At 67.9% G+C, this 18,921-nt stretch carries 16 protein-coding genes; 13 read left to right on the top strand and 3 right to left on the bottom strand.

All coding sequences use genetic code 11. From position 1 onward, the window contains the following. Positions 1-251 precede the first annotated feature (251 nt). The 3 genes from ABB22_RS04595 (at position 252) to ABB22_RS04585 (ending at position 5,344) form a co-directional block, all read left to right on the top strand. Complete coding sequence (locus tag ABB22_RS04595; RefSeq protein WP_055770828.1) at positions 252-2,477, top strand: NADP-dependent isocitrate dehydrogenase; 2,226 nt, start codon at positions 252-254, stop codon at positions 2,475-2,477. Between the two features lie 214 nt (positions 2,478-2,691). Beyond that, the gene (gene aceK / locus ABB22_RS04590) at positions 2,692-4,413 is read left to right on the top strand and encodes a bifunctional isocitrate dehydrogenase kinase/phosphatase (RefSeq protein WP_055770825.1); all 1,722 of its coding nucleotides are present in this window, start codon (positions 2,692-2,694) and stop codon (positions 4,411-4,413) included. A 58-nt stretch (positions 4,414-4,471) separates the two neighbouring features. Then, positions 4,472-5,344: a TonB C-terminal domain-containing protein gene (locus ABB22_RS04585; RefSeq protein ID WP_055771026.1), complete on the top strand. Its 873-nt coding sequence runs from the start codon at positions 4,472-4,474 to the stop codon at positions 5,342-5,344. 67 nt (positions 5,345-5,411) lie between these two features. Here ABB22_RS04585 and rho read toward each other — a convergent pair whose 3' ends face one another. Further along, a complete protein-coding gene (rho, locus tag ABB22_RS04580) occupies positions 5,412-7,130 on the bottom strand; it encodes a transcription termination factor Rho (RefSeq protein ID WP_055770823.1) in 1,719 nt (572 codons plus the stop codon). A gap of 222 nt (positions 7,131-7,352) precedes the next feature. Beyond that, complete coding sequence (trxA, locus tag ABB22_RS04575; protein ID WP_055770820.1) at positions 7,353-7,682, bottom strand: thioredoxin TrxA; 330 nt, start codon at positions 7,680-7,682, stop codon at positions 7,353-7,355. Between the two features lie 198 nt (positions 7,683-7,880). On the opposite strand from trxA, the gene rhlB reads away from it, so the two are divergent. From rhlB to ABB22_RS04540, 7 genes are all read left to right on the top strand, one after another. Next, positions 7,881-9,569, top strand: a complete 1,689-nt coding sequence (rhlB, locus tag ABB22_RS04570; RefSeq protein ID WP_055770816.1) for an ATP-dependent RNA helicase RhlB — start codon at positions 7,881-7,883, stop codon at positions 9,567-9,569. Between the two features lie 129 nt (positions 9,570-9,698). Next, complete coding sequence (locus ABB22_RS04565; protein ID WP_055770813.1) at positions 9,699-10,385, top strand: cell division ATP-binding protein FtsE; 687 nt, start codon at positions 9,699-9,701, stop codon at positions 10,383-10,385. After that, positions 10,382-11,356: a permease-like cell division protein FtsX gene (gene ftsX / locus ABB22_RS04560; RefSeq protein ID WP_055770810.1), complete on the top strand. Its 975-nt coding sequence runs from the start codon at positions 10,382-10,384 to the stop codon at positions 11,354-11,356. The genes ABB22_RS04565 and ftsX overlap by 4 nt, the downstream gene beginning before the upstream one ends. A gap of 7 nt (positions 11,357-11,363) precedes the next feature. Continuing rightward, positions 11,364-12,206, top strand: coding sequence for a response regulator (locus ABB22_RS04555; RefSeq protein ID WP_055770807.1), 843 nt, complete (start codon positions 11,364-11,366; stop codon positions 12,204-12,206). Next, positions 12,203-12,937 carry a uracil-DNA glycosylase gene (ung, locus tag ABB22_RS04550; protein WP_055770804.1) on the top strand — a complete coding sequence of 245 codons (735 nt, stop codon included), beginning with the start codon at positions 12,203-12,205 and terminating at the stop codon, positions 12,935-12,937. Before ABB22_RS04555 ends, ung begins: the two co-directional genes overlap by 4 nt. 178 nt (positions 12,938-13,115) lie before the next feature. Further along, positions 13,116-13,991: an RNA polymerase sigma factor RpoH gene (gene rpoH, locus ABB22_RS04545; protein WP_055770801.1), complete on the top strand. Its 876-nt coding sequence runs from the start codon at positions 13,116-13,118 to the stop codon at positions 13,989-13,991. A 140-nt stretch (positions 13,992-14,131) separates the two neighbouring features. Next, positions 14,132-14,533, top strand: coding sequence for a GFA family protein (locus ABB22_RS04540; protein ID WP_055770798.1), 402 nt, complete (start codon positions 14,132-14,134; stop codon positions 14,531-14,533). A gap of 12 nt (positions 14,534-14,545) precedes the next feature. On the opposite strand, the gene ABB22_RS04535 is transcribed toward ABB22_RS04540, so the two are convergent. Further along, the gene (locus ABB22_RS04535) at positions 14,546-15,838 is read right to left on the bottom strand and encodes an NAD(P)/FAD-dependent oxidoreductase (protein ID WP_055770794.1); all 1,293 of its coding nucleotides are present in this window, start codon (positions 15,836-15,838) and stop codon (positions 14,546-14,548) included. A 121-nt stretch (positions 15,839-15,959) separates the two neighbouring features. Between ABB22_RS04535 and ABB22_RS04530 the strand changes: the two genes are divergently transcribed. The 3 genes from ABB22_RS04530 (at position 15,960) to ABB22_RS04520 (ending at position 18,888) form a co-directional block, all read left to right on the top strand. Beyond that, positions 15,960-16,736, top strand: a complete 777-nt coding sequence (locus tag ABB22_RS04530; protein WP_055770792.1) for an NYN domain-containing protein — start codon at positions 15,960-15,962, stop codon at positions 16,734-16,736. A gap of 112 nt (positions 16,737-16,848) precedes the next feature. Next, positions 16,849-17,469 (top strand): glutathione S-transferase family protein, encoded by a 621-nt coding sequence (locus ABB22_RS04525; protein ID WP_055770788.1) that lies wholly within the window; start codon positions 16,849-16,851, stop codon positions 17,467-17,469. 363 nt (positions 17,470-17,832) lie between these two features. Next, positions 17,833-18,888: a LacI family DNA-binding transcriptional regulator gene (locus tag ABB22_RS04520; protein WP_055770785.1), complete on the top strand. Its 1,056-nt coding sequence runs from the start codon at positions 17,833-17,835 to the stop codon at positions 18,886-18,888. Positions 18,889-18,921: the final 33 nt, after the last annotated feature.

Raw genomic sequence — 18,921 nt, 5'->3', positions numbered from 1 at the left:
TTTTTTTTCCTGTCCCGGAAGCGCCTGCTGGTTGCCGGCAAGCGACAGCGGGGCCCTTGTCGGCGATCTCCCTGCCGCTTCCCCGCCGCGGTGCGCTGCAGCGCTGATGCCTGCCTCATGAGCAGACGCCATGAATGCCGGCCGCCGCCGCGCAGGCGAAACCGTACCCGTCCGTTTTGCCCGAACCGCCGCGACGCGCGACAATGCGCCGCTGACTTTCCAGCTTTTACTTCCGACGGAAACCATCCCCCATGTCCGATACGCCGAAGATCATCTACACGCTCACCGACGAAGCCCCGTACCTGGCGACGCAGTCGCTGCTGCCGATCATCGATGCGTATGCCACCACCGCCGGCATCGCGGTGGAGACCCGTGACATCTCGCTCTCCGGCCGCATCCTGTCGCAGTTCCCGGACTACCTGCAGGACGGGCAGAAGATCAGCGACGACCTGGCCGAGCTGGGTGAACTGGCGACCCAGCCGGAAGCCAACATCATCAAGCTGCCCAACATCAGCGCCTCGGTGCCGCAGCTCAAGGCCGCGATCAAGGAACTGCAGGACCAGGGTTACGCGCTGCCGAACTACCCGGACGCGCCGGCCGACGACGTTTCGCGCGACATCAAGGCGCGCTACGACAAGGTCAAGGGCAGTGCGGTGAACCCGGTGCTGCGCGAGGGCAACTCGGACCGCCGCGCGCCGCTGTCGGTCAAGAACTACGCGCGCAAGCACCCGCACCGCATGGGCGCGTGGAGCGGCGACTCGAAGTCGCACGTCGCGCACATGGACGCCGGCGATTTCTACGGCAGCGAGCAGTCGGCCACCCTGGCCAGCGCCGGCAGCCTGAAGATCGAGCTGGTGCAGGACGACGGCAGGACCGTGGTGCTGAAGGACAAGACCGCGGTCAAGGCCGGCGAGATCGTCGATGCCTCGGTGATGTCGCGCCGCGCGCTGGCCGCCTTCGTCGCCGCGCAGATCGAAGATGCCCGCACGCAGGGCGTGCTGTTCTCGCTGCACCTGAAGGCGACCATGATGAAGGTCTCCGACCCGATCATGTTCGGCGTGGTGGTCGAGGAGTTCTACAAGGACGTGCTGGGCAAGTACGCCACCGAACTCAAGCAGGCCGGCTTCGACCCGAACAACGGCATCGGCGACCTGTACGCGCGCCTGCCGTCGCTGCCGGAAGCCACCCAGGAAGCGATCAAGGCCGACATCGCCGCCGAGTACGCAAAGCGTCCGGCCGTGGCGATGGTCAATTCCGACAAGGGCATCACCAACCTGCACGTGCCCAGCGACGTGATCGTCGACGCTTCGATGCCGGCGATGATCCGCGACAGTGGCCGCATGTGGAATGCCGAAGGCAAGCTGCAGGACACCAAGGCGCTGATCCCGGACCGCTGCTACGCCGGCGTCTACCAGGCGGTGATCGAGGACTGCAAGGCGCACGGCGCGTTCGACCCGGCCACCATGGGCTCGGTGCCGAACGTCGGCCTGATGGCGCAGAAGGCCGAGGAATACGGCAGCCACGACAAGACCTTCCAGATCCCGGCCGCGGGCGTGGTGCGTGTCAGCGATGACGCCGGCAACGTGGTGTTCGAGCACACCGTGGAAGCCGGCGACATCTGGCGCATGTGCCAGGCCAAGGACGCGCCGATCCAGGACTGGGTGAAGCTGGCCGTCAGCCGCGCGCGCCTGAGCAACACCCCGGCCGTGTTCTGGCTGGACGGCAACCGCGCGCATGACGCGCAGATGATCGCCAAGGTCGAGCAGTACCTGAAGGACCACGACACCCGCGGCCTGGACATCCGCATCCTGTCGCCGGTGGAAGCGACGAAGTTCTCGCTGGAGCGCATCCGCAAGGGCCAGGACACCATCTCGGTGACCGGCAACGTGCTGCGCGACTACCTGACCGACCTGTTCCCGATCCTGGAGCTGGGCACCAGCGCCAAGATGCTGTCGATCGTGCCGCTGATGGCCGGTGGCGGCCTGTTCGAGACCGGCGCCGGCGGTTCGGCGCCGAAGCACGTGCAGCAGTTCGTCGAGGAGGACTACCTGCGCTGGGATTCGCTGGGTGAATTCCTGGCCCTGGCCGCTTCGCTGGAACACCTTGCGCAGCGCTACGGCAACACCGCCGCAGGAGTGCTGGCCAAGGCGCTGGACGAGGCCAACGGCAAGTTCCTGGACAACGACCGTTCGCCGGGCCGCAAGCTGGGCACCATCGACAACCGCGGCAGCCACTTCTACCTGGCCATGTACTGGGCGCAGGCGCTGGCCGCGCAGGACGAGGACGCCGCGCTGAAGGCGAAGTTCGCCCCGCTGGCCAAGGCGCTGACCGACAACGAGCAGAAGATCGTCGAGGAACTGGTCGCGGTGCAGGGCAAGGCCGTGGACATCGGCGGCTACTACCGCCCGGACCTGGGCAAGACCCGCAAGGCGATGCGCCCGAGCGCGACCCTCGACGCGGCGCTGGCCGCACTCTGATCGCACCCGTCGCGGTTGTTTGACCCGGAACCCGCATCGCTTCGGCGATGCGGGTTTTTCGTTTGCGGATGGCGTCACCGCCTTTCGTAGGAGCGACTTCAGTCGCGAAAGGGCTTCACCGGTAAAGCCCCATCGCGACTGAAGTCGCTCCTACGGGGGGCGGCACGCGTCACCCTGGTGCGGTAGGGTGAAGCCCGGCGCCCCGACTCCCGCAATGCCGATGCCTGCCACTGAATCCACCCACGCCATCGCCGCCTGCATCCGCGACGGTTTCGAGGACTACCATGCGCGCTTTTCCGCCATCACCCGGCGCGCGCGGCTGCGCTTCGAGCAGCGCGACTGGGCGGCGGCGCGCATCGACGCGGTCGAGCGCATCGCGCTGTACGACCGGTGCATCGGCGAGTGCATGGCCCGCCTGCAGGCCATCGCAGGCAGTACGCCCGCCCGCGGGTCGTGGATGCAGGTACGCGTGGCCTTCGCCGTGCTGGTCGAAGGGCTGATCGACGGCGAGCTGTACAAGACCTTCTACAACACCCTGACCCGGCGGCTGTTCGCCACCCACGGCGTGGACGATGCCATCGAGTTCATGGCGATCGACATCGAACCGTCCGATGCCATCACCCATCCGGTCGCGCGCCACGTCTATACCGTTTCCGAGGCGCGCCCGGCCGATGCCTTCGAGCGCATGCTGGCCGACTACCGCTTCGACGTGCCGTACCGGCACCGCCTGCGCTGCGCCGCCGCCATCGCCGTGCGGCTGCAGGACGACCTCGCGCACTGGGGGCCGGACCCGGTGCGCGCCATCGAACTGCTGGAAACCGTGTTCTACCGCGAGCGCCGCGCGTACCTCGTCGGCCGCGTGTTCGGCGAGCACCGCTTCTCGCCGTGCGTGATCGCGCTGGTCAACGACGGCGAGGGCCTGCGCGCGGAGGCGGTGCTGAGCCGGCGCCGCGACGTGGCGCACCTGTTCGGCGTCTCGCGCAGCTATTTCCAGGCCGACCTGCCCACCGTCGCCGACGCGGTGGTGTTCCTGCGCAGCCTGCTGCCGGGCAAGCCGGTGGACGAGATCTATACCGTGCTCGGCCGCGCCAAGCAGGGCAAGACCGAGCGCTACCGCACCTTCTTCCGCCATTTCCAGCAGCATGCGAACGAGCGGCTGGTGCAGGCCGAGGGCACGCCGGGCATGGTGATGGCGGTGTTCACCCTGCCCAGCTACCCGCTGGTGTTCAAGCTGATCCGCGACCGCTTCGCCTGGCCCAAGACCATGAGCAGGCAGGACGTGGAGGACCGCTACGCGCTGGTGTTCAATCTGGACCGCATCGGTCGCCTGCTCGACGCGCAGCCTTACCGCCACCTGCGCTTCCCGCTGGCGCGCTTCGCCCCGGAACTGCGCGACGAGTTGCTGGACAGCTGCGCGCGCAGCGTGCGCGTGGAGGGCGACGACCTGGTGATCTCGCTGTGCTACGTGCAGCGGCGCTTCCGTCCGCTCAACCTGTACCTGCGCGAACAGGCCGCCGAGGCCGCGCGCGCGGCGGCGCTGGACTATGCCCAGGCCATCGCCGACATGGCGCGCAACGACATCTTCCCCGGCGACATGCTGCTGAAGAACTTCGGCGTCTCCCGCCACGGCCGCGCCGTGTTCTACGACTACGACGAACTGTGCCGGGTGGGCGACTGCAATTTCCGCGACTGGCCGCAGCCGCGCAACGCCGAAGAGGCCATGGCCGCCGAGCCCTGGTTCCACATCGCGCCCAACGACGTGTTTCCCGAGCGCTTCCCGTTGTTCATGGGGCTGCCGCATCCATTGATGGAGGCGGTACGCGAGGCGCACGGCGAGCTGTTCGATCCGCAATGGTGGCGAGGCCTGCAGGCCGCCTTCGCCCGTGGCGAGTTTCCCGACAATCCGCCGTATCCGCGTGGGCTGCGGCTGGCGTGAACGCCGGCCCCGGAAACGGTACAGTCGTTGCCGGACCATGATCGACAGGGAGAGCCTCATGTTGAAGTCGTTGCATCGTTGGGGAGCACTGGCCGTGCTGCTGCTGGCGGCCGGTGCCGCATCCGCCGTCGGGCCGGGCGGTGTGCGCAAGCAGGCCGAGATGGGCATGCAGTTGTCGGGACAGATCGATATCGCGCCCGATGGCAGCGTGGAAGCGGTGCGGCTGGATCAGCAGGATCGACTGAGCGAAGGATTGGCGCGTTTCGTCCAGTCGTCGGTGATGGCCTGGGCCTTCGAGCCGGTGGTCCGCGACGGCAAGCCCGTCGCCGCGCGCTCGCCGCTGATGCTACGCCTGGTCGGCAAACGGCTGGAAGACGGCAATACGCAGGTGTCCATCCGCAGTGCAGGCTTCGAGACCTACGACCCTGAAAGCAGGACGTCGGTCACTGCGTCGAACATGTCGCCGCCGACCTATCCGCGCCCGATGTACGAGATGGGCGCGCAGGGCGATGTCTACCTGATCCTCAAGGTCGGGCGCGACGGCCGTGTCGCGGACCTCTACGTGGAACAGGTCAACATGACCGTGGTGGCCAGCGAGAGCCAGATGCGGAAGTTCCGTCAGGTGCTGGGCAGCAACGCGATGGCCGCCGCACGCAGATGGGAATTCCGCGTGCCGGCGGCGGGCGCGGAGGCGGACCAGCCGCACTGGAACATACGCGTGCCGGTGCGCTATGCGATCGTCGACAAGGGACGATCGTTGCCGGACGACGAGTACGGCGTGTGGCGCGCCTACATCCCCGGGCCGCGCGAGCGCGCGCCGTGGATCAGCGACGAGGACTGGGAAAACGGCTCGGACGCGCTGGCCGATGGCGGCATCTACATGGCGGGCCGCGGCAAGGGACCGAGACTGTTGACGCCGCTGGAAGGCTGAGCGCGCCGGCGGCTGGCAGCGGAAACGAAAGAGCCCCGCATTGCGGGGCTCTTCGATACATCGGGAATCAGCGCTTCATCGAACCGAAGAACTCGTCGTTGGACTTGGTGTTCTTCATCTTGTCGAGCAGGAATTCCATCGCCGCGATCTCGTCCATCGGGTGCAGCAGCTTGCGCAGGATCCAGATCTTCTGCAGCAGCTCCGGCTCGATCAGCAGATCCTCGCGGCGGGTGCCGGAGCGGTTGATGTCGATGGCCGGGTAGACGCGCTTCTCGGTGATGCGGCGGTTCAGGTGCACTTCGCTGTTGCCGGTGCCCTTGAATTCCTCGTAGATCACCTCGTCCATCTTCGAGCCGGTCTCGACCAGCGCGGTGGCGATGATGGTTAGCGAGCCGCCTTCTTCAACGTTACGTGCGGCACCGAAGAAACGCTTCGGGCGGTGCAGGGCGTTGGCGTCCACGCCGCCGGTCAGCACCTTGCCGGAACTGGGCACGACGTTGTTGTAGGCGCGGGCCAGGCGGGTGATCGAGTCGAGCAGGATCACCACGTCCTTCTTGTGCTCGACCAGGCGCTTGGCGCGCTCGATCACCATCTCGGCGACCTGCACGTGGCGCGCGGCCGGCTCGTCGAAGGTCGAAGAGACGACTTCGCCGCGCACGGTGCGCTGCATTTCGGTCACTTCTTCCGGACGCTCGTCCACCAGCAGCACGATCAGGTGCACTTCCGGGTGATTGGTGGTGATGGCCGTGGCGATCTGCTGCATCATCATCGTCTTGCCCGCCTTGGGCGGGGAGACGATGAGCGCGCGCTGGCCCTTGCCCTGCGGCGCCATCAGGTCGAGGATGCGGCCGGTGATGTCTTCCGAGGAACCATTGCCGCGTTCCAGGGTGAAGCGCTTGCGCGGGAACAGCGGGGTCAGGTTCTCGAACAGCACCTTGTTCTTCGACGCTTCGATCGGCTCGCCGTTGATGGTGTCGACGATGTTCAGCGCGAAATAGCGCTCGCCGTCCTTCGGGAAGCGGATGCGGCCGGCGATGTGGTCGCCGGTGCGCAGGTTGAAGCGGCGGATCTGGCTGGGCGAGATGTAGGTGTCGTCCGGGCCGGCCAGGTAGCTGGCCTCGGCCGCGCGCAGGAAGCCGAAGCCGTCGGGCAGGATTTCCAGCACGCCGTCGGCGGCGACGCCGTCGCCGTGGCGGGTCAGCACCTTCAGCAGGGCGAAGATCACGTCCTGCTTGCGCGCGCGCGCCACGCCGTCGTGGATGCTGAGCTGCTCGGCGATCTCCAGCAGCTTGTGCGCCGGCATCCGCTTCAGGTCGCTCAGCGAATAGGCCGGGAAGCCTTCGGGCACGTTCGGGTGCGGGCGCGGCACGAAGGTCTCGTTGCCGCCGTCCTGCGGCATGCCGCCGTCGTCGCGGAAACGGTCGCGGTTGCGCTCGCGGCGGTTGCGGAAGCGGTCGCGGCGGTTGCCCTGGCCCTGTTGGTTCTGCTGGTTCTGCTGGCCGTGGCGCGACTGATTGCCGTCGCCATTGCGCGGCTCGCCGCCGTCCTGGCCCCCCTGGGGGTTGCCGGCCGGCGCGGACGCCTGGCCTTCATTGCCTGGGGCAGGAGCGGCGGGAGCGGGGGAAGTGTCGCCAGCCGGCAGCGGCAGGGCGGACTGGGCGGGAGCGGTGGGGGCGGAGCTGCTGCTGTCGCCGGCCTCGGTGGCCTTGGCGACGCGCGGCTTGCGCACGCGCTTCTCGACGGGCGCGTCGGCGCTCCCGGTTTCGGAAGGAGTGTTCTCGGACAAGTGCTTGATTCCTCTCGCTGACGTGCGAGCGCCCGATGGGGCGGCGAACTGGTTGGGAATGATCCGGACGAGAACCCGGCCGGAGGGTGCGGCAGGCGAACGCTGCCGGATGTCGCGACACTAACACCGCCGCGCGCGGCGGTGCAAGGTGGCGGGAAACGCCCGTTGGGCCTGCGGCAAGGCTGGCCCGGAGCCGGCGGCCGTGGCCGCCGGCGGGGAAGATCAGACCAGCGCCTTGTCGATCATCTGGCTCAGCTGGCCCTTGCCGACGGCGCCGATCTGGGTGGCCTGGATCTGGCCGTCCTTGAACAGCAGCAGCATCGGGATCGAGCGCACGTGGTACTTGACCGCGGTGGCGCGGTTCTCGTCGACGTTGAGCTTGGCGATCTTCAGCTTGCCGTCGTAGGCGTCGGCCAGTTCGTCCAGCACCGGCGAGATCATCTTGCACGGGCCGCACCATTCGGCCCAGAAGTCCACCAGCACGGGGGTGTCGGACTGCAGCACGGCGGCGTCGAAATCGGCATCGCCGACGTGTAGAACCTTATCGCTCACTTGAGGAGTCTCCTGGGGCAATGCGACGGCCCATGCCGGGTTGGCTGCCGCATTGCGCTAAACTGGGGCATTGCGCGGACATAAAGGCTTGGCCTTGGCGTCGCGCGACCCGGCGCAGGGGCCGCAGTGTGCGACGGTGCCCGATACGATGCAAGCCGCCTGGCCAACCTGGCCGGATGGCACTACCAAGACCGAATAATGAGCGACAAACCGCTGACCGATGTGACTTTTTCCTCCTTCGAGCTGCAACCGGCCCTGCTGGCCGGGCTGGAAGGAGCCGGATTCACCCGCTGTACCCCGATCCAGGCGCTGACCCTGCCGGTGGCCCTGCCTGGCGGCGACGTCGCCGGCCAGGCGCAGACCGGCACCGGCAAGACGCTGGCCTTCCTGGTGGCGGTCATCAACCGGCTGCTGAGCCGGCCGGCGCTGGCCGACCGCAAGCCGGAAGACCCGCGCGCGCTGATCCTGGCGCCGACCCGCGAGCTTGCGATCCAGATCCACAAGGACGCGATGAAGTTCGCCTCCGACTCGGGCCTGCGCTTCGCCCTGGTCTACGGCGGCGTCGACTACGACAAGCAGCGCGAACTGCTGCAGAAGGGCGTGGACGTGATCATCGCCACCCCGGGCCGCCTGATCGACTACGTCAAGCAGCACAAGGTGGTCTCGCTGCATGCCTGCGAGATCTGCGTGCTGGACGAAGCCGACCGCATGTTCGACCTGGGCTTCATCAAGGACATCCGCTTCCTGCTGCGGCGCATGCCCGAGCGCACCACCCGGCAGACGCTGCTGTTCTCGGCCACCCTCAGCCATCGCGTGCTGGAGCTGGCCTACGAGCACATGAACGAGCCGCAGAAGCTGGTGGTGGAAACCGACAACATCACCGCCGACCGCGTGCGCCAGCGCATCTACTTCCCGTCCGACGAGGAGAAGCTGCCGCTGCTGCTGGGCCTGCTCTCGCGCAGCGAGGGCGCGCGTACCATGGTGTTCGTCAACACCAAGGTATTCGTCGAGCGCGTGGCGCGTGCGCTGGAACGGGCGGGCTACCGCGTCGGCGTGCTGTCCGGCGACGTGCCGCAGAAGAAGCGCGAGAGCCTGCTCAACCGTTTCCAGAAGGGCCAGCTGGAAATTCTCGTCGCCACCGACGTGGCGGCGCGTGGCCTGCACATCGACGGCATCAAGTACGTCTACAACTACGACCTGCCGTTCGATGCCGAGGATTACGTGCACCGTATCGGCCGCACCGCGCGGCTGGGCGAGGAAGGCGACGCGATCAGCTTCGCCTGCGAGCGCTATGCGATGAGCCTGCCGGACATCGAGGCCTACATCGAGCAGAAGATTCCCTCCGAGCCGGTCACCAAGGAATTGCTGACCGCGCTGCCGCGCCCGGAGCGCGCGGCGCCGGCCGAGGGCGAGGGTGAGGGCGAGGAAAACGAGAGCGTCGGCACGATCTTCCGCGAGGCGCGCGAAGCCCGCGCCGCCGAGGAAGAGCGTCGGGGCGGCGGCCGCAGCGGCGGTGGTCGTTCCGGCGGTGGCCGCGGCGAGCGTCGCGACGGCGAGCGCCGTCCGCGTGGCCCGCGCAAGCCGCGCGTGGAAGGAGAGCAGGTGGCGGCTTCCGCCGAAGCCGCGCCGGCACCGCGTCCGCCCCGCCCGCCGCGTGCCGAAGGTGCGCCGGAAGCTGCGGTCGAGGGCGAGCGCGCGCCGCGCAAGCGTCGCCGTCGTCGTCACGGCCGTCCGGTCGAGGGCGTCGAAACCGCAGCCGCAGCGGCGGCCGTCGGCAATGGCCCGGTGCAGGTGCCGGCCACGCCGATGCGCCAGTCCGGCAACGACAGCGATTCGTTCCTGACCCGGCTGGGCCGCAAGATCCGCCGGATGCTGTCGGGCGACTGATCGCGATGGTGCCGGCCGACGGCCGGCCGCCTTGCCGACCGCAGGAGCGCACCCCCGTGCGCTCCTGTTTCGTTTCCGCCGTCGCCCCGCGCGATGCACGCCGCGCTTCGCCTCCGGCATAATCGGCGCATGAGCGTCCTGCGTTTCGACAATGTCAGCAAACACTATGCGGGCGGCCACCAGGCGCTGGTGGACGTCAGCTTCGAAGTGGCGGCTGGCGAGATGCTGTTCGTCACCGGTCATTCCGGTGCCGGCAAGAGCACCCTGCTGAAACTGATCCACCTGAGCGAACGCCCGACCCGTGGCGCGGTGCTGTTCGGCGAACGCAACCTGCTCAAGGTGCGCGGCGGCAAGGTGGCCCTGCACCGGCGCGAGGTCGGCGCGGTTCACCAGGACCATCGCCTGCTGACCGACCGCACCATCGGCGAGAACGTGGCGCTGCCGCTGATCCTGCGCGGCGACCGCCGCGCCGATACCGGCAAGCGGGTGCGTTTGGTGCTCGAGCGCATGGGCCTGGGGCATCGCGAGAAGGCGCTGCCCACGCAGTTGTCGGCCGGCGAGCAGCAGCGCGTGGGCATCGCCCGCGCGATCGTCGCCGAGCCGAAGCTGCTGGTGGCCGACGAGCCGACCGGCAACCTCGACCCCACCCTCGCCGCGGAAATCATGTCGCTGTTCGCCGAACTGCCCGGCCGCGGCACCAGCGTGCTGGTGGTCAGCCATGACCTGGCGCTGCTCAAGCACATGCGCAAGCGCGTGCTGATCCTGGACCACGGCCGCCTGGTCGACGACATCTCGCCGCAGGACCTGGCCGAATGAGCAAGGGTGCGAAGAAGGAGGCGGCGAACAAGGCCGCCAATACCGGAGCCGCGGCGCCGTCGCGGCTGGGCGTGTGGTTCGCCCATCACCTGCACAGCGTCGTCTTCAGCCTCGGCCGCGCATTGCGCAAGCCCTGGGCGACGGCGTTGACCGTGGCGGTGATGGCGCTGGCGCTGGCCCTGCCGCTGGGCCTGTCGATCGCGTTGGACAACCTCAAGGTTTTTTCCGGCAGCGTGCAGCAGTCGCGCGACATCAACCTGTTCCTCAAGCCCGAGATCGATGGCGCCACCGCGCAGGAAGTGGCCGCGAGCCTGCGCGCGCGCGCCGACGTCGCCGGCGTGGTGCTGCGCACGCCCGACGAGGGCCTGGCCGAACTGCGCGAGAGCGCCGGGCTGGGCGAGGCGATCGACGCGCTGGGCGGGAACCCGCTGCCGACGCTGTTGATCGTCACCCCGGCAGGCGGCGAGGACGTGGCGCTGGCCAGGTCGCTGGAGGCGCTGCCGCAGGCCGACCTGGTCCAGCACGATGCGCTGTGGCGCCAGCGCCTGGACGCCTGGCTCGGTTTCGGCGCGCGGCTGGTGCAGGTGCTGTCGCTGCTGCTGGGGCTGGGCGCGGTGCTGGTGGTCGGCAATACCGTGCGCCTGGACATCCAGGCGCGGCGCGAGGAGATCGGCGTACTGCAGCTGCTCGGCGCCAGCGACGGTTTCATCCGGCGTCCCTTCATCTACCTGGGTGCCTGGTACGGCCTGGGCGCAGGTGCGCTGGCGCTGGCGCTGGTCGGCGCCTGCGGCCTGGCCCTGCGCCCGCCGCTGGCGGCGCTGTCGGGCAGTTACGGCAGCCCGTTCGCCCTGCACGGGCTCGATGCCCTGCATTCGGGGCTGGTGCTGCTGGGCACGGTGATTCTTGGCTGGCTGGGGGCGTGGCTGGTGACCGGGCACTTCCTCAGGCAGACTCGCCCGACCGACACCTGACACGCGCATGTCCACGCACGAACTCAAGCATCTGATCAGCGACGCCCCCCGGGTGATGGTGGTCGATGGCTCCAAACTGGTGCGCAAACTGATCTCCGACGTGCTGCAGCGCGAGTTGCCGGACGTGGAGGTGGTGGGCTGTGCCGGTCTCGACGAGGCGCGCAAGGCGTTGGAAGCCGGGCCGGTGCACCTGGTCACCACCTCGCTGGCGCTGCCCGACGGCGATGGCCTGGCGCTGGCGCGCAGCGTGCGTGAAGCGGCCGGGCAGGCCTACGTGCCGGTGATCGTGGTGTCCGGCGATGCGCAGCGCCACCTGGAGCAGCGCCGCTTCAACGAGTTCGTCACCGATTATTTCGACAAGGCGCTGGGCCACGAGGCGCTGGCGACCTTCATCCGCGGCTATGTGCAGCCCGAGCCGGTGCCCGGCGCCACGGTGCTGTACGTCGAGGACAGCCGGGTGGTGGCCGAGGCCACCAAGCGCATGCTCGAACGCCACGACCTGCACGTGGTGCACGTGCTCACCGCCGAGGACGCGTTCTCGCTGCTCACTGCCGAATCGCTGGGCCGCACCACGCGGCGCATCGACCTGGTGCTGACCGACGTCACCCTCAAGGGCGAGCTCAACGGCCGCGATGTGGTCGAGCGCGTGCGCATCGATTTCGGCTACGGCAAGCGGCGCCTGCCGGTGCTGGTGATGACCGGCGACAGCAACCCGCACAACCAGTCCGCGCTGCTGCAGGCCGGCGCCAACGACCTGGTGCAGAAGCCGATCGAGGAACGCCTGCTGGTGACCAAGGTGCTGTTCCAGCTGCGCCTGACCCGGCTGGCGCAGCCGACGGTGGTGCTGTGAGCGCAGCCCCGAACGTCCAGCTCGAACCGAGCTGGAAGGCGCGCATCGGCGATTGGCTGCTGCGCCCGGAAATGCGCGAACTGTCGGCCTTCCTGCGCCAGCGCAAGGCCGCTGGCGCGCGGGTGTTCCCGCCGGGGCCGCAGATATTCGCCGCGTTCGACGCCACGCCGTTCGAGCAGGTGAAGGTGGTCGTGCTCGGCCAGGACCCGTACCACGGCTTCGGCCAGGCGCACGGCCTGTGTTTTTCGGTGATGCCCGGCGTGCCGGTGCCGCCGTCGCTGCTGAACATCTACAAGGAACTGGAGGACGACAGCAACGTCGTTCCGCCGTTCCGGCGCCCGGACCACGGCTGCCTGCTGCCCTGGGCATGGCAGGGCGTGCTGCTGCTCAACGCCGTGCTGACGGTCGAGGAAGGCCGCGCCGGCGCCCACCAGGGCAAGGGCTGGGAAGGGTTCACCGATCACGTGGTCGATGTACTCAACCGCGAGCGCGAGGGGCTGGTGTTCCTGCTCTGGGGCAGCTACGCCCAGGCCAAGGGCAAGGTCATCGACACCCGCCGCCACCGCGTGCTGAAAGCGCCGCACCCCTCGCCGCTGTCGGCCCACCGCGGCTTCCTCGGTTGCCGGCATTTCTCCCAGACCAACGACTATCTGGCCCGTCGCGGCCAGGCCCCGATCGACTGGCGCCTGCCGCCCAGGACGGAGCTGGAAGCCCGGCTCGCCGGCGGCTGAACGCCGTGGTGTCCTGTCATACGCCGGTGACAGGCTTGCTGCTAGCCTGCGCAGGCTTTCCATTGATCCGAATGGGGAGGTTTCAAGGTGTTTCCGGGGATTTTAACGACAGATCTGGAACGCTGGAACTTTTTCTGTACCGAGCAGTCCAATAGTTCGACTGCTAAGATGAGGTCCTATGAGCCCGAACACCTCTACTGCCCTTGTGGCGAACAATCTTCCGATTCCCAGCGCGCTGGGTTCGCTGGATGCCTACATCGGTGCCGTGCACCAGATCCCGGTGCTGTCGGTCGATGAGGAACAGGAACTGGCGCGCCGCTTCCGCGACGGTCAGGATCTGGACGCCGCGCGCGAGCTGGTGCATTCACACCTGCGCTTCGTCGTGCACGTGGCCCGCGGCTACAACGGCTATGGCCTGCAGCTGGGCGACCTGATCCAGGAAGGCAACATCGGCCTGATGAAGGCGGTCAAGCGCTTCGACCCGGACATGGGCGTGCGCCTGGTGTCCTTCGCGGTGCACTGGATCCGTGCCGAGATGCACGAGTTCATCCTCAAGAACTGGCGCATCGTCAAGGTCGCCACGACCAAGGCGCAGCGCAAGCTGTTCTTCAACCTGCGCAAGTCCAAGACGCGTCTGGGCTGGATGAACGCCGCCGAGGTCAGCGCGGTGGCCAGGGACCTGAACGTCTCCGAGCGCGAAGTGATGGAGATGGAGTCGCGCCTGTCCGGCCGCGACGTCGGTTTCGACGCGCCGGCGGACGAGGACGACGACCACGCGCCGCCGTCGCCGGCAGCGTATCTGGTCGCGCGCGACGAGGACCCGTCGCAGGCCTACGAGCGCGAGGACAGCGAGGAGAACCAGATGCAGCTGCTGCGCGAGGGCCTGGCCAACCTGGACCAGCGTTCGCGCGACATCATCGCCCGCCGTTGGCTGGATGCCGACAGCAAGGTGACGCTGCAGGAACTGGCCGACGAGTACGGTGTGTCGGCCGAGCGCATCCGCCAGATCGAGGCCAACGCGCTGAAGAAGATGAAGGCGCTGTTCGCCGCCTGATCGTCCAGCGGTTCGACGACATAGGGAAGGAAAAGCCCGGGGAAACCCGGGCTTTTTCGTTGCGCGGCTGCGATGCGGGGATTCCGGTGTCATCGCGGCGGTGTAGATTCGCGCTCCTGCATCCACGAACGGAGACGGTGATGAAGGGACAGTGTCTTTGCGGCGCGATCGAAGTGGTCGCCAGCGAGGCCGGCGACGTCGGCCTGTGCCATTGCGCGATGTGCCGGCGCTGGTCGGGCGGGCCGATGTTTGCGGTGCATTGCGGCAGCGATGTCCGCTTCGAGGGGGCGCAGCCCGCTGCCTACCGTTCCTCCGACTGGGCGGAGCGCGGCTTCTGCCCGGCCTGCGGCACTCATCTGTTCTACCGCCTGCTGCCGACCGGCGAATACATGCTGCCGGCCGGGCTGTTCCAGCAGCAGGAATTCCAGCTCAAGAGCCAGATATTCATCGACGAGAAGCCGGCGTTCTACGAACTGGCCAACGATACCGAGAAGCTGACCGGGCAGCAGGTGTTCGAGCGCTTCGCCCCCGACGGTGCGTGACACTGCCGGCGTTCACTCCCGCGGCGGCCCGCCATCGCGTGGCTCACCATCGGCGTCGCCGAAGATGATCCGCGCGCCGCGCTGGTAGCTCCAGTACGCGACTGCCCAGTTGAGCAGCACCACCAGCCGGTTGCGGAAGCCGATCAGGAAGAACACGTGTGCGGCCAGCCAGAACCACCAGGCAAGCAGGCCGGAGAGTTTCAGGCGGCCCATGTGCACGATGGCGGCCATGCGCCCGATGGTGGCGAGATTGCCCTGGTCCCGGTAGCGGAAGGGCGGCGGTGGCGGGCGTTGCTGCAGCCTTGCGCGGACTACTCCGGCCACGTACCTGCCCATCTGTTTGGCGGCCGGCGCCACGCCCGGTACCGGGCGGCCATCGGCCTGCACCAGTGCGGCCAGGTCGCCGGCGACGAAGATCTCCGGATGGCCGGGCACGGTCAGGTCCGGCTGCACCTGCACGCGGCCGGCACGGTCCAGCGGCGTGTCCAATGTGCGCGCCAGCGGCGAGGCGGCGACGCCGGCGGCCCACACCACGGTGCGCGCGGGGATGAAGTTCTCGCCCAGGTGGAAGCCTTCGGCGTCGATGGCGGTTACCGGCGTACCGGTATGCACTTCCACGCCGAGCCGTTCCAGTTGCCGGCGCGCCTTCAGCGACAGCACTTCCGGGAAGCTGGACAGCACCCGCGGACCGGCTTCGACCAGGCGCACTTTCGCGGAGGCCGGATCGATATGGCGGAACTCGTTGCGCAGGGTGTGCCGGGCGATCTCGGCCAGGGTGCCGGCCAGTTCGACGCCGGTGGGGCCGGCGCCGACGATGGCGAAGCTGAGCCACGCCGCCTTCTTTGCCGGATCCGGCTCGGCTTCGGCCTTCTCGAACGCCAGCAGCAGCCGGCGGCGCAGGGCCAGGGCGTCGTCCAGTGTCTTCAGGCCCGGCGCATGCGGCGCCCACTGGTCGTTGCCGAAATAGGCGTGGGTGGCGCCGCTGGCCACCAGCAGCAGGTCGTAGTCCAGCGTGCCGCCGTCGCGCAGCCGCACCTGCCGGTTGTGCTTGTCGATGGCCTCCACTTCGCCGAGCCGGACCTCGACGTTGCGCTGATGGCCGAGGATGTGCCGCAGCGGCGCGGCGATGTCCGGCGCCGACAGGCCGGCGGTGGCGACCTGGTACAGCAGTGGCTGGAACAGGTGATGGTTGCGGCGGTCGATCAGGGTGATGCGCAGCTTCGTCCCGGCGAGGGCGCGGGTGGCCCAGAGGCCGGCGAAGCCACCGCCGACGATCAGCAGGCGGGGAGGGCGGTCGTGGGGCATGCGGTACTCCGGTGGGGGCCGGTGGAAGGCGTGACAACCGGCCGTCATCTTCGCACGGGGTGCGCACGGTCATGTCGATGATCGATACTGGAACCCAGCCGAGTGCCATGGAGAGAACGACATGTCCGATCCCGAGAAGCGCATCGCCCTGCTGATCGACGCCGACAACGCGCCGGCGGCGAAGATCGACGAGGTGCTGGCCGAGGTGGCGCGCTTCGGCGTAGCCAACGTGCGCCGCGCCTACGGCAACTGGAAGAGCCCGCGTTTGAAAGGCTGGGAATCGGTGCTGCACGAGTATGCGATCCGGCCGATCCAGCAGTTCGCCTATTCCAAGGGCAAGAACGCCTCGGACATGGCGATGGTGATCGACGCGATGGACCTGCTCTATGCGCGCAACCTGGATGGCTTCGCCATCGTCTCCAGCGATGCCGATTTCACCCCGCTGGTGATGCGCCTGCTGACCGACGGGGTGAAGGTCTATGGCTTCGGTGAGAAGAAGACGCCCGATCCCTTCGTCAACGCCTGTTCGAAGTTCACCTATCTGGAAGCGCTGGGCCAGTCGCACGCCAGCGCGCCCGAAGTGGGCCCGGATGCGGGGGACGAGGCGCGGCCACGCAAGAGCGGCGCCGAGCTGCGTGGCGACACGCGGCTGGTGAAGATGCTGCGCCGGGCGGTCGCGGCGTCGGAGGGCGAGGACGGCTGGTCGCACCTGGGGCCGGTCGGCAGCCAGATCGGCAACCAGGCGTCGTTCGATCCGCGCAATTACGGCTACGGAAAACTCAGCGACCTGCTCGCGGCGATCGGCCTGTTCGAGCTGAAGAAGGACGGCAAGTCGTCCTATGTGCGCGCGCTGCCGAAGAAGGCCGCGGCCAAGGCCGGGAAGCTGGGCGCCGCATGATGATGCATGCACCGCGACGGCGATGCACCGGCGCCGCGTTCCCGCGTCTGCCGGCATCCGACGGAAGCTGGCGTATCGTGCAGGCCTCGCATCGATCACGACGGGAGCGGGCATGCTGAAGATCTGGGGGCGCCACAATTCGAGCAACGTGCGCAAGGTGCTGTGGTGCGCCGAGGAAATCGGCCTGCCTTACGAGTCGATCGAGGTGGGCGGCGCGTTCGGCGGCACGCAGACGCCGGAATACCGGGAGATGAATCCCAATGGACTGGTGCCGGTGATCGAGGATCACGGCCTGCCGGTATGGGAGTCCAACGCGATCGTCCGTTACCTGTCTGCGCGCTATGCGCTGGGCACGCTGTACCCGGAAGATCCGGCGCGGCGCGCGCAGAGCGAGAAGTGGATGGACTGGACCATATCCAGCTTCGCCGTCGCCTTCCGCGACCTGTTCTGGGGCGTGGTGCGTACCGCGCCGGCCGACCGCGACGCCGCGCGCATCGACGCGTCGCTGGTGCGTTGCAGCGAACTGCTGGCGCTGGCCGATGCCGAACTGGCGCGGCAGCCGTGGCTGTCCGGCGAGGCGTTCGCGATGGGCGACATTCCGCTGGGTGCGTTCGCCTATGCCTGGTTCGAGATGCCTATCCAGCGCCCGGAGCTGCCGCATCTGGCGGGTTGGTATGCGCGCCTGCAGCAGCGTCCGGCCTACCGGAAGGGCGTGATGACGCCGCTGACCTGAGCTGCCATGGACAGCAGGGCCGGAGCCGGAGCTGTCCATACCCTTGGTTCACGGGATCGCGCATCGCCAAACCTGCCAGCGGCATCGTTGATGATGCACTGCAGAATGCATGATGCTTGGATAAGTGGTTTATTTGGATCGTTACAAATTCAATTCTTCTTTCATTTGTAACGATGCAAATCAGTAAATGGAATCGTGCCTATTACATCGCCGAGCATCGGGAGAGCTTGTAGTGATTCATTCGACCCATCACCACCGGAACATGCTGCGCTACACGCAAGGAGAGGTATCGGCCTGTTGCCACGGCGGGAGTGGGTCATGGCGTCTCGCCTATTGCCGGTTGCGCGCAGCGGAGGCTCGGGCATGAACGAAGCGCCAGATGGAAAGGATGCGTGCAAGGCCGGCAAGCGGGCAGTAACGGTGACGGACATTGCACGGGCGGTGGGGGTGTCGCGGGCGACCGTGTCGTTGGTATTGCGCGGCAGCCCGCTGGTCAACGTGGATACACGTGCAAAGGTCGAGGCCGAACTGCGCCGACAGCGTTATGTGTACAACCGAACAGCCGCCAACCTGCGCCGGCGTACCTCCTCGTCGATCGCGCTGGTCATCAATGACCTGTCCAACCCGTTCTTCGCCGAATTCGCCGCTGGCGTGGACGAGGCATTGGGAGGCAAGGGATATGTGACGCTGCTGGGCAGCACCGGTGAATCGCCCAGGCGCCAGCAGGCGGTATTGACCACGCTGATGGAGCACACGCCCACCGGTTTCATCCTGTCGCCGGCCGAAGGCAGCGACGCCGCGCAGCTGCACCAGGTGCTGGGCGCCCACGCCAACGTGCTGCTGTTCAACCGCGAACTGCCCGGTGCCGAGTGGGATTTCCTGACGTTGGATAACCAGCAGGGTGCTTATCTCGCCACCCGCCACCTGCTTGAGCGTGGCCATCGTCAGATTGCCTTCTTCGGCGGTCATGCCGCTTCCAGTTCCTGCCATCAACGCCGCACCGGCTACCAGCAGGCAATGGCCGAGGCCGGTCTGCAGGTTCAGCCGAGCTGGATGATCGAGTCGGCACCCAACCGCCTTGAGGCGGCAGCACGCACCGGTGAACTGTTTGCCGATGGCGAGCGTCCCAGTGCCGCGGTCTGCTACAACGACACCGTCGCGCTGGGGCTGATGCTGGGTCTGACCTCCCGTGGCGTCCGCCCGGGCGGCGATTTTGCCGTTACCGGCTTCGACGACATCTCCGAGGCCTCGGTGGCGGTGCCGCCGTTGACCACGTTGACCGCCGACCCGCGCGAGCGCGGGCGCCAAGCGGCCGCATTGCTGCTGCAGCGACTGGCCAATCCCGATGCGCCACCGCTGCGTACTGTCGCGGCGGTGCAACTGCGCATCCGCGAGAGCAGCGCGGCGCGTCAGGGCTGATTCTTCTTCCAATCGCATCCGAGCCGATTCCAT

The organism is Stenotrophomonas nitritireducens, assembly GCF_001431425.1.
Classification (GTDB): Bacteria; Pseudomonadota; Gammaproteobacteria; order Xanthomonadales; family Xanthomonadaceae; genus Stenotrophomonas; species Stenotrophomonas nitritireducens.
Note: the sequence above shows the minus strand (reverse complement) of the source record. Positions and strands in the feature narration are given on the sequence as shown.

What these genes read in the sequence shown, in the direction of transcription:
- ftsX (WP_055770810.1), top strand. Translation starts at nt 10,382, where the DNA reads ATGAGCAAGGGTGCGAAGAAGGAGGCGGCGAACAAGGCCGCCAATACC.
- ABB22_RS04540 (WP_055770798.1), top strand. Translation starts at nt 14,132, where the DNA reads ATGAAGGGACAGTGTCTTTGCGGCGCGATCGAAGTGGTCGCCAGCGAG.
- ABB22_RS04520 (WP_055770785.1), top strand. Translation starts at nt 17,833, where the DNA reads ATGAACGAAGCGCCAGATGGAAAGGATGCGTGCAAGGCCGGCAAGCGG.
- ABB22_RS04585 (WP_055771026.1), top strand. Translation starts at nt 4,472, where the DNA reads ATGTTGAAGTCGTTGCATCGTTGGGGAGCACTGGCCGTGCTGCTGCTG.
- ABB22_RS04565 (WP_055770813.1), top strand. Translation starts at nt 9,699, where the DNA reads ATGAGCGTCCTGCGTTTCGACAATGTCAGCAAACACTATGCGGGCGGC.
- rpoH (WP_055770801.1), top strand. Translation starts at nt 13,116, where the DNA reads ATGAGCCCGAACACCTCTACTGCCCTTGTGGCGAACAATCTTCCGATT.
- ABB22_RS04555 (WP_055770807.1), top strand. Translation starts at nt 11,364, where the DNA reads ATGTCCACGCACGAACTCAAGCATCTGATCAGCGACGCCCCCCGGGTG.
- ABB22_RS04535 (WP_055770794.1), bottom strand. Translation starts at nt 15,838, where the DNA reads ATGCCCCACGACCGCCCTCCCCGCCTGCTGATCGTCGGCGGTGGCTTC.
- ABB22_RS04595 (WP_055770828.1), top strand. Translation starts at nt 252, where the DNA reads ATGTCCGATACGCCGAAGATCATCTACACGCTCACCGACGAAGCCCCG.
- ABB22_RS04530 (WP_055770792.1), top strand. Translation starts at nt 15,960, where the DNA reads ATGTCCGATCCCGAGAAGCGCATCGCCCTGCTGATCGACGCCGACAAC.
- rhlB (WP_055770816.1), top strand. Translation starts at nt 7,881, where the DNA reads ATGAGCGACAAACCGCTGACCGATGTGACTTTTTCCTCCTTCGAGCTG.
- aceK (WP_055770825.1), top strand. Translation starts at nt 2,692, where the DNA reads ATGCCGATGCCTGCCACTGAATCCACCCACGCCATCGCCGCCTGCATC.
- ABB22_RS04525 (WP_055770788.1), top strand. Translation starts at nt 16,849, where the DNA reads ATGCTGAAGATCTGGGGGCGCCACAATTCGAGCAACGTGCGCAAGGTG.